At 68.2% G+C, this 14374-nt stretch carries 14 protein-coding genes; 10 read left to right on the top strand and 4 right to left on the bottom strand.

Going from position 1 to position 14374, the window contains the following annotated elements:
* The first annotated feature begins 211 nt into the window (after window positions 1-211).
* From AC3WTD_RS05485 to AC3WTD_RS05475, 3 genes are all read left to right on the top strand, one after another.
* Window positions 212-838 (top strand): TetR/AcrR family transcriptional regulator, encoded by a 627-nt coding sequence (locus tag AC3WTD_RS05485; RefSeq protein WP_037089508.1) that lies wholly within the window; start codon window positions 212-214, stop codon window positions 836-838.
* Between the two features lie 37 nt (window positions 839-875).
* Window positions 876-3263: a 3-hydroxyacyl-CoA dehydrogenase/enoyl-CoA hydratase family protein gene (locus AC3WTD_RS05480; protein ID WP_492613145.1), complete on the top strand. Its 2388-nt coding sequence runs from the start codon at window positions 876-878 to the stop codon at window positions 3261-3263.
* 183 nt (window positions 3264-3446) lie between these two features.
* Window positions 3447-4652: an acetyl-CoA C-acyltransferase gene (locus AC3WTD_RS05475; protein ID WP_492613144.1), complete on the top strand. Its 1206-nt coding sequence runs from the start codon at window positions 3447-3449 to the stop codon at window positions 4650-4652.
* 105 nt (window positions 4653-4757) lie between these two features.
* On the opposite strand, the gene AC3WTD_RS05470 is transcribed toward AC3WTD_RS05475, so the two are convergent.
* On the bottom strand, window positions 4758-5153 hold the full coding sequence (locus AC3WTD_RS05470; protein ID WP_027492515.1) for a carboxypeptidase-like regulatory domain-containing protein: 396 nt from the start codon (window positions 5151-5153) through the stop codon (window positions 4758-4760).
* A gap of 303 nt (window positions 5154-5456) precedes the next feature.
* The gene (locus AC3WTD_RS05465; protein ID WP_492613143.1) at window positions 5457-6464 is read right to left on the bottom strand and encodes a hypothetical protein; all 1008 of its coding nucleotides are present in this window, start codon (window positions 6462-6464) and stop codon (window positions 5457-5459) included.
* Between the two features lie 515 nt (window positions 6465-6979).
* Here AC3WTD_RS05465 and AC3WTD_RS05460 point away from each other — a divergent pair.
* The gene (locus AC3WTD_RS05460; RefSeq protein WP_492613142.1) at window positions 6980-7222 is read left to right on the top strand and encodes a hypothetical protein; all 243 of its coding nucleotides are present in this window, start codon (window positions 6980-6982) and stop codon (window positions 7220-7222) included.
* Between the two features lie 30 nt (window positions 7223-7252).
* Here the strand turns inward: AC3WTD_RS05460 and AC3WTD_RS05455 are convergent, their stop codons facing one another.
* Window positions 7253-8314 (bottom strand): hypothetical protein, encoded by a 1062-nt coding sequence (locus AC3WTD_RS05455; RefSeq protein WP_492613141.1) that lies wholly within the window; start codon window positions 8312-8314, stop codon window positions 7253-7255.
* Window positions 8315-8587: 273 nt separating this feature from the next.
* Between AC3WTD_RS05455 and AC3WTD_RS05450 the strand changes: the two genes are divergently transcribed.
* The 6 genes from AC3WTD_RS05450 to AC3WTD_RS05425 all read left to right on the top strand — a co-directional run bounded on the left by AC3WTD_RS05450 (window position 8588) and on the right by AC3WTD_RS05425 (window position 14208).
* Window positions 8588-10168: an SDR family NAD(P)-dependent oxidoreductase gene (locus tag AC3WTD_RS05450; protein ID WP_492613140.1), complete on the top strand. Its 1581-nt coding sequence runs from the start codon at window positions 8588-8590 to the stop codon at window positions 10166-10168.
* 104 nt (window positions 10169-10272) lie between these two features.
* Entirely contained in the window at window positions 10273-10989 is a 717-nt protein-coding gene (locus tag AC3WTD_RS05445) for a pirin family protein (RefSeq protein ID WP_492613139.1), read from the top strand.
* Between the two features lie 138 nt (window positions 10990-11127).
* The gene (gene ada, locus AC3WTD_RS05440; RefSeq protein ID WP_492613138.1) at window positions 11128-12204 is read left to right on the top strand and encodes a bifunctional DNA-binding transcriptional regulator/O6-methylguanine-DNA methyltransferase Ada; all 1077 of its coding nucleotides are present in this window, start codon (window positions 11128-11130) and stop codon (window positions 12202-12204) included.
* Complete coding sequence (locus AC3WTD_RS05435; protein ID WP_492613137.1) at window positions 12201-12932, top strand: 2OG-Fe(II) oxygenase; 732 nt, start codon at window positions 12201-12203, stop codon at window positions 12930-12932. The genes ada and AC3WTD_RS05435 overlap by 4 nt, the downstream gene beginning before the upstream one ends.
* The gene (alkB, locus tag AC3WTD_RS05430; protein ID WP_492613136.1) at window positions 12929-13585 is read left to right on the top strand and encodes a DNA oxidative demethylase AlkB; all 657 of its coding nucleotides are present in this window, start codon (window positions 12929-12931) and stop codon (window positions 13583-13585) included. Before AC3WTD_RS05435 ends, alkB begins: the two co-directional genes overlap by 4 nt.
* A 182-nt stretch (window positions 13586-13767) precedes the next feature.
* Window positions 13768-14208, top strand: a complete 441-nt coding sequence (locus tag AC3WTD_RS05425) for a DNA-3-methyladenine glycosylase family protein (RefSeq protein WP_492613152.1) — start codon at window positions 13768-13770, stop codon at window positions 14206-14208.
* Here the strand turns inward: AC3WTD_RS05425 and AC3WTD_RS05420 are convergent.
* The gene (locus tag AC3WTD_RS05420; protein ID WP_492613135.1) at window positions 14189-14374 is read right to left on the bottom strand and encodes a hypothetical protein; all 186 of its coding nucleotides are present in this window, start codon (window positions 14372-14374) and stop codon (window positions 14189-14191) included. The two genes, AC3WTD_RS05425 and AC3WTD_RS05420, sit on opposite strands and share 20 nt — an antisense overlap.

Here is a 14374-nt window from a genome sequence, read left to right as displayed (position 1 = left end):
GCTCCGGGAAACGGATGGATGGGAAAAGAGGTAGGCCGGCGGGCCGGCGAGCGGCCAATTCCGACTTGGATTGCGGGTTTAGCCCACGAAAGTCTGACAGATTCTAACTCATACGCAAGTCGCTGGCGGCCGGCGACAAACGTCCGTTTGACGGCCGCCAGGCTGTCCGCGTATGCTCAAACGATCGTTTGAACGGCCTTCTGGCCGATGGATGGTTCCGCCCGTGAACAGCTCCGGCTCGACCAAGGAACGGATACTCGGCGCCGCCGAACTCCTGTTCGCCCAGCGCGGCTTCGATGGCGCCTCGCTGCGCCAGCTCACCGCCGCGGCCGGGGTCAATCTGGCTGCTGTCAACTACCACTTCGGCTCCAAGGACAAGCTGGTCGAGGAAGTGTTTCGGCGCCGGCTGGATGCCTTGAACGAACGCCGCCTGACCGCCCTGTCCTGCCTCGCCGGCGCGCCGCAGACCACACTCGAGGAGGTGCTGGAGGCGTTCATCCGCCCTGCCCTGGACCTCTCGCACGACGACAGCGGCGCCTTGTTCATGCGCGTGCTGGCCCGTGCGTTCGCCGAACACGACGATACCCTGCGCCAGTTCCTGTCGGCGAACTACGGCCACGTGATGCGCCAGTTCACCGCCGAATTCGCCCGCCTGCTGCCGCAGTTGAGCAAGGAAGAGCTGTACTGGCGCGTCGACCTGGTCACCGGCGCGCTGACCCATGCGATGTCCGGTTTCGGCATGATCCAGCGCAAGAGCGACGTCAGCGAGCGCGCGCACCGCGAGCAGACCGCGCAGCACCTGATCCGTTTCGCCGTCGCCGGGCTCGGCCATCCCTGATCCATCTGTCCCACCCTTTGCACATCCGGAGAAGCCAATGACCGCTGCATATTCACCCACATCAGCGCTGCGCATCCGCAAGGCTGCCGTGCTGGGCGCCGGTGTCATGGGCGCGCAGATCGCCGCGCACCTGACCAACGCCGGCGTCGAAACCGTGCTGTTCGACCTGCCCGCGAAGGAAGGCCCAAAGAGCGGCATTGCGCTGAAGGCCATCGCCAACCTGGCCAAGCTGTCGCCGGCGCCACTGGCCGACAAGAACCTCGCCGCCGCGATCATCCCGGCCAACTATGACGAGGACATGGCGCACTTGAAGGATGTCGACCTGGTGATCGAGGCGATCGCCGAGCGCATGGACTGGAAGCTGGACCTGTACCGGAAGATCGCCCCGCACCTGTCAGCGACCGCGATCATCGCTTCGAACACTTCCGGCCTGTCGATCAATACGCTGGCCGAGGCGTTGCCGGAGGAGATGCGCCACCGCTTCTCGGGCGTGCACTTCTTCAACCCGCCGCGCTACATGCACCTGGTCGAGCTGATCCCCACCAAGCTCACCGACCAGAAGGTGATCAACGGCCTTGAAGCCTTCCTCGTCACCACTGTCGGCAAGGGCGTGGTGATCGCCCGCGACACGCCGAACTTCATCGGCAACCGCATCGGCGTGTTCTCGATGCTGGCCACCATGCACCACACCGAACAGTTCGGGCTGGGCTTCGACGTGGTCGACGCGCTCACCGGACCCGCCGTGGGCCGCCCGAAGAGCGCCACCTACCGCACCGCCGACGTGGTCGGCCTGGACACCATGGCCCACGTCATCAAGACCATGGCCGACACCCTGCCCGACGACCCGTGGCACGCCTACTTCAAGGCGCCGGCGTGGCTGAGCGGCCTGATCGAAAAGGGCGCGCTGGGCCAGAAAAACGGCGCCGGTTTCTATCGCAAGGCCGGCAAGGACATCGTCGTGCTCGACGTGGCGAAGCAGGACTATCGCCCGTCCGAGCAGAAAGCCTCCGACGAGGTCGCTGCGATTCTCGCCATCAAGGACCCGGCCGAGAAGTTCGGCAAGCTGCGCGCATCCGCGGACAAGCAGGCACAGTTCCTGTGGGCGACGTTCCGCGACCTGTTCCACTACACCGCCTACCACCTGGCCGACATCGCCGACACCGCGCGTGACGTGGACTTCGCGATCCGCTGGGGCTATGGCTGGAAGCTCGGCCCGTTCGAGACCTGGCAGGCCGCCGGCTGGCAGCAGGTGGCGCAGTGGATCGCGGAAGACATCGCCGCCGGCAAGGCCATGAGCAAGGCGCCGCTACCCGCTTGGGTCACCGACGGCCGCAGCGGTGTGCACAGCAAGGCCGGCTCGTACTCGGCCAGCGCCAAGGCCGACAAGCCGCGCTCGCAGCACCCGGTGTACCGGCGCCAGCTGTTCCCCGATCCGATCCTGGGCGAGAAGTTCGACCAGGGCAGCACCGTGTGGGAGAACGACGGCATCCGCCTGTGGACGCTGGGCGACGACGGCGTCGGCATCATCTCGTTCAAGACCAAGATGCACACGGTCAACGACCACGTGCTCGACGGCATCCAGCACGCCATCGGCATCGCCGAGGAAAAACTCAAGGCCGTGGTGATCTGGCAGACCGGCGAGCCGTTCTCCGCCGGCGCCGACCTCAAGGGCGCGCTCGGTCTGCTGCAGGCCGGCAAGTTCGACGACTTCGAGAAGATGGTCGCCAACTTCCAGCGCACCAGCATGCGCATCAAGCACTCGCTGGTGCCGGTGGTCTCGGCGGTGCGCGGACTGGCGCTGGGCGGCGGCTGCGAATTCCAGATGCACTCGGCGCGCACGGTCGCTGCGCTGGAAAGCTACATCGGCCTGGTCGAGGCCGGCGTGGGCCTGCTGCCGGCCGGCGGCGGCCTGCACGAGCTGGCTGTGCGCGCGGCCAAGGCCAACCCGGCGGACCCGTTCGAGGAACTGAAGAAGGTGTTCGAGACCCTGGCGATGGCCAAGGTCTCGCCCAGCGCGATCGAGGCCAAGGCCATGGGCCTGTTGCGTGACAGCGACGTGGTGGTGTTCAACGCCTACGAGCTGCTCTACGTAGCCAAGCAGGTGGCGAACTCGCTGGCCGAGTCCGGTTGGCGCCCGCCGTTGTACCAGCGCGCCATCCCGGTCGCCGGCGACGTGGGCATCGCCACCTTCCGCGCCTCGCTGGCCAACCTGCAAGCCGGCTACTTCGCCTCTGAGCACGACGTGGAAATCGCCCGGCGCATCGCCGACACCTTGTGTGGCGGTGTGATCGAGCGCGGCTCGCAGGTGGACGAGGAATGGCTGCTGGCACTGGAGCGCAAGCACTTCGTGGAGCTGGCCAGGATGGAAAAGACCCAGGCGCGCATCGCCCACACCATGACCACCGGCAAGCCGCTGAGGAACTGAGATTCGGGATTGGGGATTCGGGATTCGGCAAAGCCGCCAATCCGAATTCTCAGCGCATTTTTCAACGCCACTCACCGAACACCATTTGAAGCGCCGGTTTGCGCGAAAGGATCGGGATCACGTCGGACCGCTCTGACAAATCCCGAATCCCCAATCCCGAATCCCGGCTTTCGGAGAAAGCAAATGACCAAGCAAATCCAGGACGCCTACATCGTCGCCGCCACCCGCACCCCGGTCGGCAAGGCGCCGCGCGGCGTGTTCCGCAACACCCGTCCGGACGACATGCTCGCCCACGTCATCCGCGCCGTGATGGCGCAGGCGCCCGGCATCGACCCGCACCAGATCGGCGACGTCATCATCGGCTGCGCCATGCCCGAGGCCGAGCAAGGCATGAACGTGGCGCGCATTGGCGCGCTGCTGGCCGGCCTGCCCGACACCGTGCCCGGCGTCACCGTCAACCGCTTCTGCTCCTCCGGCCTGCAGTCGGTGGCGATGGCGGCCGACCGCATCCGCCTGGGCCTGGACGACCTGATGCTCGCCGGCGGCACCGAGAGCATGAGCATGGTGCCGATGATGGGCCACAAGGTGGCGATGAATCCGGCCATCTTCGACAACGAGCACATCGGCATCGCCTACGGCATGGGCATCACCGCCGAGAACGTGGCCAAGCAGTGGAAGGTCAGCCGCGAGCAGCAGGACGCCTTCTCGGTGGAAAGCCACCGCCGCGCGCTGGCCGCCCAGGCCGCTGGTGAATTCAAGGACGAGATCACCCCGTTCCAGCTCGCCGACCGCTACCCCGACCTCGCCAGCCGCGGCATCGTCACCGACAGCCGCCTGATCGGGAACGACGAGGGCCCGCGCGCCGGCACCACGCTGGAAGTGCTGGCCAAGCTCAAGACCGTATTCCGCAACGGCCAGTTCGGCGGCACCGTCACCGCCGGCAACTCCAGCCAGATGTCCGACGGCGCCGGCGCCGTGTTGTTGGCCAGCGAAGCGGCCCTGAAGAAGTACAACCTGCAGCCGCTGGCGCGCTTTGTCGGCTTCTCGGTGGCCGGCGTCAAGCCCGAGATCATGGGCATCGGTCCGAAGGAAGCGATCCCGAAAGCGCTCGCGCAGACCGGCATCAGGCAGGACCAGCTCGACTGGATCGAACTCAACGAAGCCTTCGCCGCCCAGGCGCTGGCGGTGATGGGCGACCTCAAGCTCGACCCGGCCAAGGTCAACCCGCTCGGCGGCGCCATCGCGCTCGGCCATCCGCTCGGCGCCACTGGTGCCGTGCGCATCGCCACGCTGGTGCACGGCATGCGCCGGCGCAAGCAGAAGTACGGCATGGTCACCATGTGCATCGGCACCGGCATGGGCGCAGCGGGGATTTTCGAGGCGCTTTGATGCTTCCGCCCGGCATTCCGGCCAAGGCTGGAATCACCGCGCCGCCACCGGCGAAAACAGCAACGGCGCCGTAGCGATACGGCGCCGTTGCTGTTGACGGCCTGGCTATGGCTTGCTCGCCAGTTTCGCGCATTCGCCCTCCATGCAGTCGAAGTTGACCTTGATGCCGCGGTCCACCACGACCGGCACGTTCAGGTGTTTGACTATGGGCCGGCCGTTCTCTTCCAGGGTTACCGTGTAATTGCCCACCGGCAGTGGCCCGATGTAGTAGCGGCCCTTGGCATCGACCTGGTTCTGGCGCAGCAAGCCGGACGTGGTGCTTAGCACCGAGACGGTGTCGCCGACCGGTGCCTTGCCGAAAATATTGCCCATGGTGGCCTGCGCGAAGGCCGTGGCGGATCCCGCCGCACATGCGCCGACGAGCGCGATCATCGCAAGACGCCGAAGCGGAAAGCCGCGGAGGCGCCGGGGAGGATGGCTCGGGAGGGAGTGCTTGTTCATGGAATTTTCCTGATTTCGTTGAAACGACAGGGGACCTGAGCCCGCCAGCTTGCCTGGCCATCCGCTCACGGAAATTCCGGACGGCCGCCTGCCAGGCCTGGGGATGGCCACCTTGGCAGGCATCGATTCGCCCTCCGTCCGCGGCCATCGGGAGCCGCGCGGCCACACGCGATGGTTGCGCGCAGCCTATGCCACGTCAGGCCGGCGCCGAAGGGTCAGAGGTCATTGAAGGTCGGAAGTCATGCATCTGTGAAGTTGCAGCGATGCGCGCCCGTTTTTACGGCAACCGCTCGGCCCACAGGCTCAGCCGTTCTTTTCCTGTGCCTGTTTGACTGGCCACGGCGCGGCGCGCCAGCAGGCGTTGTAGAAATCCTTGATGGCCTGGCTGGCCGGATAGAGCACGAAGGTGGCGCCGTAGCGGAACGCGCTGCGCCGACCACCGACCCAGGCGCCGATGGAGCTCGACGAAAGCAGCCGCCCCAGCTCGCCAGGCGGCCACGGCCGGCTGATCACCACGGCGCTATCGACGACGCGCGCCGCACCGCGCGGTTCGACCAGCACAGGCTGGCGATCGACCTCGAAATACGATCGCGTTTCGTGCGCCACGATCTGCGCGGCGCGGGTGGCACCCACCTGGTCGTAGGCGGTGAGCGTCACGCTGCCCGGCTGACATTGCAGGACCAGCCGATAGGTGCCGCGCCGGTTCTCCTGATGCAGTTCCAGCGAAGGCGCCGGCGGCAACAGCCAGCTTTTCGTCTTCAAGGGCAACCGGCCGTTGTTGGCCAGGCCGGCGACGGTCATCTGGTCCGCGTCCAACCAGATCGGCGAATCGACGGCGGACGCCGACGGCGCAGCGAGAGCATCGAGGTCGATGCCCATCGCCTTGAGGTAGGCGTCCGCCTCCCCCTGCAGCGGCTGGTCCGGCGTGGTACCGGCGGACCGGTGGCGGATCAGACCGATGCGATCGCCACCCGTGGGAGCCCAGCGGTAAAGGCCGCCAAAGTAGGCATAGGCGCACGCACCGCTGCAGACGGCGGCCTTCGCGCCCCGGTAGCCGCCACGCTTGCGCCGCGGCGTGCCCAGATGCGTCGTCATCGAGCTGGCGCGGAACAGGCGCCCCAGCGCCATGCCGGCCGCCAGCTCGCCCTGCGCGGAGTTCAGGTAGACGTCGGCCCCGGCGGGAACCTTGCCCGACTTCAGCAAGGCCTCGAACCGCTGCGGCGCATCGGCGTCGATCACGCCGTAGAGATAAATCTGCGGCGCCCCGGCCAGCGTCACCGTCATGCGGTCGTCGTTGACTTGGATGGCCATGCGCTGCGGCGTGGTATCTGCGTTGCGGCGCGCCGCAACGCCTTCGGCGCGCGCCGCACTGACCAAGCCTGCACAGACGAGCAGCCACCAAGCGCAACCAACGATGCGCGAGCAGCGTCGGCGTGCAGCGTTCTCGAATGGGCCGTATCGCACTACTGCTCCCACGATTCAAACGATGGGGTTTCGAAGCTGCAGGATGTCCCGCAGGTGAACGCGGGAGCGTGCCATGGGAACGTGATCGGCAGCAACGAGAAACGCGCCTTCCACCCGGCAGACCCGGTCGATCGACGCCACCACCACGCTGCAGGTCAACACGCAGACCTACTTCTGGCAGGCCAACGGGCACATCCTGCGCATGCATTTCAATGTGGCGCGGTCATTCTCGACGCGGGCGCGGGTCGAGAATGCCAGCGTCTGCGGTACCCCGGCGGGCTTTCGCAGGCACGCTCGGCCGGGGCGCTCGTTCTACGTCGACGCCGTCTGGGAATACAGCCTCAGCCGGCGCTGGGTGCTGGGTGCTGGCGCTCGACCTCAGCTGTTGGCGCAGTCACGGTGCCCGCGTACGCGGTGATGGGGCTGCGGGTTCGCCTACCCCCCTGGACGGGCGCTCCAGCGAGGCGTTCGGCTTTGCGCCGGCGATCGAGTACAGCTGGAGTCCCACGCTGGGCGTGCTGTTTGGTACCCGTGTCATCACCGACGGACACAACACGCCGACCACGATCACGCCGCCGCTGGCGATCAACTACTACGTGCACTGAGTCGCGCTACGCCAGCGGGGTCGCGGGGGTTCAGCCGAAGGTGACGTGCGTCGGCTCCGGACGTACGCCGGGGCGCCGGCCGTCTACGAACATGTGCAGGCGGCCGCCGACCACCGCGACCTGGGCACGGCCAGCCAGCTGCATCGCCGGGAACGCCGCCGGCGACTTGGCCAGGCCAAGCTGATGCTCGGCGCGCATCCGCGCGCTCTTGGCGGCAAACCAGGCCTTCGGGCCGGCCAGCAGGGCGCCCGAATCGGACTCCGCCCGGCGCGAGTCCTCGATGCTTCGGCGCAGGTGGGCCAGGTGGTGCTCGTTGAAGACCTCGCTCAGGGCGGCGGTCTTGAACGGCGAGGCGGCGTACTCGTCGAGCAGGCTGCCCAGCGCGGCAACCACGCGCAACACGATCCGTCGGTTCACACACTCCACGTCCGAGCTACCGGTCGAGGCTTGCCAGATGCCGTCGAGGGCTGCGGCCAGCGCAAAGTACTCGGCCTGGTTGAGCGGGCGGCGCGCCAGCGGGGTGCTCCGCCGATCGATCAGCCAGGCCTGGTCGACTGCCGGTAGCGCCCGCGAGCGGCTCGCGACGCGGGCACGGGCCTCTTTCATCGACAGGTTCTCGTCGGCGGCCAGCCGCAGCGAGAGCGCCTCGCGGGTCAGCGGCTGCGTGCGCGTGGTGCCGTCGGCGCGGTACCAGCGGCGGTACTCCAGCGTGGCCGGGTGGAACATGTCGTGCGGCGGCCGCAGCGCGACGCACGCCTCGGCGGCGTAATCGAGCGCCGGCGCCATCGACCGCAGGCCGGCAGCGTGGGCGGCAAGCACCCGCCCAAGCAGGATCTCGGCCACGACCAGGTGCCGATGACAGTCAGCCCGATGCCCGGCCCCGCTTCGCGCGAAATAGACGAAACGTACGCGAGCCGCGGGCCTGGCGTTGCCCGGCCGGAGGGGCGCCTTGGTGCCATGACAACCCTGCCCGGCGATCCGGTGGCCGATCGGCAGCGCGCGGTGCGCGGTAGGCAGGTCGCCCAGCAGGGTATCGACGGAGGAAACAGCAACACCGGCAGTTCTGGCCTTGGCGGCCTCTTTCAGGGGCACACTTGCGGGGGTCGACACACTCACAAAAAACCTTCGCTGCTGAAAGGCGGCCACGATGCTCGACTCTGTCACACCGCGCCGCCCGGATACCGCTGATGCCGTCCCGCCTGGACAGCCACGACGCCACTTTTGCATTAGCCGTGCCACGAAAATGTGCACTGCTGCGCAATAATCGAACTTCGACTCTGTTTGAGTCGCGCCGGCGCTTTCCGGGCCGAGACGGAAAACAGGCAAAATAGGCGGCTGGCGAGGCACTTGCCCGCCCCTACGACGATGGATCAGCTCTTGACGACCGTGCCCGCCCCCACCGCCCTGCCCGATCATGCGGGCGCCGACCTGCTGGAGCGCCTGCGCGACGCCACGGCACTGCTGGAATCGGTAGCCGCCGACCGGCAGCTGCTGGACCGGCTTCCAGCCGAGGATCGCCAACGTCTGCACCAGGCCGTGGCGCAGCTCTACCACCCCGACCCGGCGGCCCGCCGGATCAAGCTGAAAGCCGCCGAAAAGGCACGCTACGCCTCGAAGGTGGCGGCTGAAGACACCGTGCTGAACCAGACCGGCATCCGCAGCCTGCGCCGCAAGCCGGTATTCACCACGCCGAACGCATTCGCGCCGGAAGGCTTCCTGCCGCACGACGTGCCGCCGGCGGCCGACGCCGCGCAACCGCGCGAGTCGGTCGAGCCGAAGCACTGCTACGTGTGCAAGCAGAAATACACGGCCATCCACTTCTTCTACGACCAGCTGTGCCCGGAGTGCGCCGCGTTCAACTATGCCAAGCGCGGCGAGCTGGCCGACCTGCGCGGCCGGGTGGCGCTGCTTACCGGCGGCCGCGTGAAGATCGGTTACCAGGCCGGACTCAAGCTGCTGCGCGCCGGCGCCGAGCTGATCGTCACCACCCGCTTCCCACGCGACTCGGCCGCGCGCTATGCGGAAGAACCCGACTTTGCCGAATGGGGTCACCGCCTGCAGGTCTACGGCCTCGACCTGCGCCACACGCCCAGCGTGGAGGCGTTCTGCCAGGAACTGGTGGCGACGCGGCCACGGCTGGATTTCATCATCAACAACGCCTGCCAGACCGTGCGCCGGCCGCCGGAGTTCTACGCGCACATGATGGAAGGCGAGACCGCCGCGCTGCACGAGTTGCCCGAGCACGTGCGCCGGCTGGTAGGCCACTACGAGGGCCTGCGCGGCGCGGAGATCCTGCCCGGCAGCACCGCGCTGGCCAGCCGCGGTCCGGAACTGGCCGGGCTGACCCGCGCTGCCGAGCTGTCGCAGCTCCCCCTGCTGCCGGAAGAGCTGCTGGCGCAGAGCCACCTGTTCCCCGAAGGCCGGCTGGACCAGGACCTGCAGCAGGTCGACCTGCGCCAGCGCAACTCGTGGCGGCTGCTGATGGCCGAAGTGCCGTCGGTGGAATTGCTGGAGGTACAGCTGGTGAACGCGATCGCGCCGTTCATCATCAACGCGCGGCTGAAGCCGCTGATGCTGCGCACGGGCGAGCGCGACAAGCACATCGTCAACGTGTCGGCGATGGAAGGCCAGTTCTACCGCAGCTTCAAGACCACCCGCCACCCGCACACCAACATGGCCAAGGCCGCGCTGAACATGATGACGCGCACCGCGGCCACCGATTACCACAACGACGGTATCCACATGAACAGCGTCGACACCGGCTGGGTGACCGACGAGGACCCGGCCGAGCTGGCGGCGAAGAAGGTGCGCGAGGAGCGCTTCCACCCGCCGCTGGACATCGTCGACGGCGCCGCGCGCATCGTCGATCCGATCATCCACGGCATCAATACCGGCGAGCACGTGTGGGGCCAGTTCCTGAAGGATTACCGGCCGACCGACTGGTGAGTCCACTGGCGCCGAAACGACGACGATCCGTTTCCTTCGCGCCGGTTTCAGATGCTGCTGCGTAACCTTATGTTGGGAACAGGCGCCATCGGGCGCGATCAAGCATGAGGGATACCGCTGTGATTGAACGCAGACCTTTCGACCGCCTGGGCGGAGCCAACCACGGCTGGCTCAAGGCGAAACACCACTTCTCGTTCGCCGGCTACCACGACGCGAAGCGCATGGGTTGGGGCGCGCTGCGTGTGTGGAACGACGACACCATCGCGCCGCAGACCGGCTTTCCGCCGCATCCGCATGCGGACATGGAGATCATCACCTACGTGCGCGAAGGCGCCATCAGCCATCAGGACAGCCTCGGCAACGCCGGTCGCACCGAAGCCGGCGACGTGCAGGTAATGAGCGCCGGCACCGGCATCACCCATGCCGAGTACAACCGCGAGAACGTGACCACGCGCATCTTCCAGATCTGGATCATCCCCGACGAGAACGGCAAGCCGCCGTCCTGGGGCGCGCGACCGTTCCCCAAGGGGGACCGTTCGGGCCGCTTCGTGGCACTGGCCAGCGGTTTCAAGGAAGATACCGAGGCCTTGCCGCTGCGTACCAACGCGCGCGTGCTCGGCGCCACGCTCAAGGCCGGCGAAAGCGTCGCATACGCGTTGCAGCATGGTCGCTACGCCTACCTGGTGCCGGCCACCGGCAAGGTGGACGTCAATGGCGTGAAGCTGGAGGCCCGCGACGGCGCGGCGATCCGCGACGAGGCCACGCTGCACATCACCGCGATCGAGGATGCCGAGCTGGTGCTGGTGGACGCCGCGCCCTGAGTTTCGCATGGCGGTCGACGCCATGCCGGTGCTCGCCGGCATGGCTGCGCTTCGATTCGACCGCAAGACCCGGAGTGCCACGGCGGCTGTCGGTCCGTAGATTGCGCCTTGAGCGATAATCCGACGGAAGGAACAGCCATGCATACCTTCGACAAACAGGCGGCACGCGCCGCCACCCTGGCCGACCCGCGCTGGGTCGCGGTACAGGCGCGCGATGCGCACGCCGATGGAAGCTTCTTCTACTCGGTGCGCAGCACCGGCGTGTACTGCCGCCCGTCCTGCTCCGCACGAGCGGCCCGGCCGGAGAACGTCGCCTTCCACGCCACCGCCGCCGAAGCGGAGCGCGCCGGCTTTCGCCCCTGCAGGCGCTGCCGGCCCGATCAGCCGTCGCTGGCGCAGCAGCAGGCGGCGATGGTCACCGCCGCCTGCCGCGCGATCGAGCATGCCGAGACCGCGCCGACGCTGGAACAGTTGGCCCAACCGAGCGGCCTCAGCCCGTTCCATTTCCACCGCGTGTTCAAGGCGGTCACCGGGGTGACCCCGAAACAGTACGCCGCGGCGCATCGCAACCGCCGCGTGCGCAATGGCCTGGAGCACAGCCACAGCGTGACCGCGGCGATCTTCGATGCCGGCTACAACGCCAGCAGCCGCTTCTACGAAACTGCCGACCAGGTACTGGGCATGACACCTTCCAGCTATCGCGCCGGCGGCGTCGACAGCGAGATCCGTTTCGCCATCGGCGCCTGTTCGCTGGGCGCGATCCTGGTGGCGCAGAGCGAACGCGGCGTGTGCGCGATCCTGCTCGGTGACGACCCGGACGCGCTCGCGCGCGAGCTGCAGGATCGCTTCGCCAAGGCCCGGCTGATCGGCGGCGACCGCGATTACGAACGCCTGGTGGCGCAGGTGGTCGGCTTCATCGAGGCGCCCGCGATCGGCCTGGACCTGCCGCTGGATGTGCGCGGTACCGCATTCCAGCAGCGCGTATGGCAAGCGCTGCGCGAGATTCCAGCGGGAAGCACCGCCAGCTACGGCGAAATCGCGCGGCGCATCGGCGCACCCACGGCAGCGCGCGCGGTGGCCCAGGCGTGCGCCAGCAACCTGCTGGCGGTGGCGATCCCGTGCCACCGCGTGGTGCGCAACGACGGCGGCCTGTCCGGCTATCGCTGGGGCGTGCCGCGCAAACGCGCCCTGCTGGAGCGCGAGGCGCAGGCATGAATGCGCAGCTGCAAGCGTCCGCCGGCACCGGGGCGCGGCTGCACGGGTACGACTGGGCCGGCATCGCCGATGAGCTCGATACGCACGGCGGCGCGATGCTGAAAGCCCTGCTGTCGCCGCAAGAGTGCCTGGCATTGGCCGGCATGTATGCGGACGACGAACGTTTCCGCAGCCGTGTGGTGATGGGCCAGCACGGTTTCGGCCGTGGCGAGTACCGCTATTTCGAGTACCCCCTGCCCGAACGGGTGGTCGCGCTGCGCGACGGGATCTATCCGCCGCTGGCGCCCATCGCCAACCGCTGGAACGCGGCAATGGGGTTGGCCACACGCTACCCGGCCACGCATGCCGAGTTCATCGCCCGTTGCCATGCCGCCGGCCAGCAACGTCCCACCCCGCTGCTGCTGCAGTACGGCGCCGGTGATTACAACTGCCTGCACCAGGACCTGTACGGTGAGCAGGTGTTTCCGCTGCAGCTGGCGGTCCTGCTGTCCGAGCCGGGACGCGATTTCAGCGGCGGCGAATTCGTGCTGACCGAGCAGCGCCCGCGCATGCAGTCGCGCGTCGACGTGGTGCCGCTGCGCCAGGGCGACGCGGTGCTGTTCGCGGTGCACCAGCGCCCGGTGCAGGGCACGCGCGGCAGCTACCGGGTGAACCTGCGCCACGGCATCAGTCGCGTGCGCAGTGGTCGCCGCCATACGCTCGGCATCATCTTCCACGACGCCGCATGATCACCACCGACCTGTTCGGCGCCAACCACCATCCCGTCCGTCGGGACGAGCGGCTGTGCGACGGCGCGGTGGTGCTGCGCGGCTTCGCCCTGGCGGAGGAATCGGCGTTGCTGCAGGCGGTGACGGCGATCGCGGCGCAGGCCCCGTTCCGCCATCAGCTCACGCCCGGCGGCCTGCGCATGTCGGTGGCGATGACCAATGCCGGGCCGCTGGGCTGGACCAGCGATCGCCGCGGCTACCGCTACGCTCCACGCGATCCGGACCGCGGCGAGCCATGGCCGCCGCTGCCGCCGGCATTCATGCGGCTGGCGGTGGCCGCCGCCGCACGCGCCGGCTTTCCCGGCTTCGTGCCGGATGCCTGCCTGCTCAATCGCTACGAACCCGGCACCCGGCTCAGCCTGCACCAGGACCGCGACGAACGCGATCTCGGGCCGCCGATCGTGTCGGCGTCGCTGGGCATACCGGCGGTGTTCCTGTTCGGCGGCCTGCGGCGCACCGACCCCGTGCAGCGCGTGCCGCTGGCGCATGGCGACGTGGTGGTGTGGGGCGGCGCGGCGCGATTGCGCTTCCATGGCGTGCTGCCGCTGAAGACGAACCATCACGCCGCGCTGGGCGAGCGCCGCATCAACCTGAGTTTTCGCCGTGCCGGCTGACGCCGCCACGTTCCTGGCCGCGCTCGACGCCGACTGGGCAAGCCTGATCGCGCAGGTCGGCCCGTGCAGCCACCAGGCAAAACCGGCGCGCGCGCCGTACGAGGCGCTGGTACGCGCGGTGGCCTACCAGCAACTGCACGTGCGGGCCGGCGACGCGATCCTGGCGCGGCTGCTGGCGCTGCATCCGCAGGCAGGCGTTTCCGTCACCGGCGCAATTGCTGGAGGCCGATGTCGACAGCCTGCGCCGCTGCGGCTTTTCGGCGCGCAAGATCGAGACGATCCGCGGCATTGCCGCGGCCACGGTCGACGGCGTCGTTCCCGATCTGGCCACGGCATTGGTGCTGCCGGACGAGGAACTGGTCGCCCGGCTCTGCGTGTTGAAAGGCATCGGCCGCTGGACGGTGGAGATGTTCCTGATCTACAGCCTGGACCGCCCGGACATCCTGCCAGCGGACGACTTCGGCGTACGCGAGGGCTATCGCCTGCTGAAGTCGCTGGACACGGCGCCCGCGCCGAAGGCGCTGGCGGCGATCGGTGCGAACTGGAGCCCGCACCGCACCGCTGCGGCCTGGTACCTGTGGTGCGTGCCACGCCCGCCGAAGCTCAGGCAGACGGTGGGCTGACGCCCAGCCGGTGCCCGTACACCAGCTTGCCGCCCAGCCAGCCGGCCACGCCCAGGCAGAGGAAACCCAGCACGCTCAGCCCGATGGCCAGCAGGCCCGGTGCAATGACCTGCAGGTGATGCAGGCGCAGGAACAAGCTGGTCCCGGATGGCCGGAACTCGACCAT

The sequence above is a fragment of the Rhodanobacter sp. FW106-PBR-R2A-1-15 genome, from assembly GCF_058789735.1.
The sequence above is the reverse complement of the archived record's forward strand: the minus strand, read 5'-3'. Positions and strand labels throughout refer to the sequence as shown.

What these genes read in the sequence shown, in the direction of transcription:
- AC3WTD_RS05485 (WP_037089508.1), top strand. Translation starts at nt 212, where the DNA reads ATGGTTCCGCCCGTGAACAGCTCCGGCTCGACCAAGGAACGGATACTC.
- AC3WTD_RS05480 (WP_492613145.1), top strand. Translation starts at nt 876, where the DNA reads ATGACCGCTGCATATTCACCCACATCAGCGCTGCGCATCCGCAAGGCT.
- AC3WTD_RS05475 (WP_492613144.1), top strand. Translation starts at nt 3,447, where the DNA reads ATGACCAAGCAAATCCAGGACGCCTACATCGTCGCCGCCACCCGCACC.
- AC3WTD_RS05470 (WP_027492515.1), bottom strand. Translation starts at nt 5,153, where the DNA reads ATGAACAAGCACTCCCTCCCGAGCCATCCTCCCCGGCGCCTCCGCGGC.
- AC3WTD_RS05465 (WP_492613143.1), bottom strand. Translation starts at nt 6,464, where the DNA reads ATGGCCATCCAAGTCAACGACGACCGCATGACGGTGACGCTGGCCGGG.
- AC3WTD_RS05450 (WP_492613140.1), top strand. Translation starts at nt 8,588, where the DNA reads ATGGATCAGCTCTTGACGACCGTGCCCGCCCCCACCGCCCTGCCCGAT.
- AC3WTD_RS05445 (WP_492613139.1), top strand. Translation starts at nt 10,273, where the DNA reads ATGAGGGATACCGCTGTGATTGAACGCAGACCTTTCGACCGCCTGGGC.
- ada (WP_492613138.1), top strand. Translation starts at nt 11,128, where the DNA reads ATGCATACCTTCGACAAACAGGCGGCACGCGCCGCCACCCTGGCCGAC.
- AC3WTD_RS05435 (WP_492613137.1), top strand. Translation starts at nt 12,201, where the DNA reads ATGAATGCGCAGCTGCAAGCGTCCGCCGGCACCGGGGCGCGGCTGCAC.
- alkB (WP_492613136.1), top strand. Translation starts at nt 12,929, where the DNA reads ATGATCACCACCGACCTGTTCGGCGCCAACCACCATCCCGTCCGTCGG.
- AC3WTD_RS05420 (WP_492613135.1), bottom strand. Translation starts at nt 14,374, where the DNA reads ATGGTCGAGTTCCGGCCATCCGGGACCAGCTTGTTCCTGCGCCTGCAT.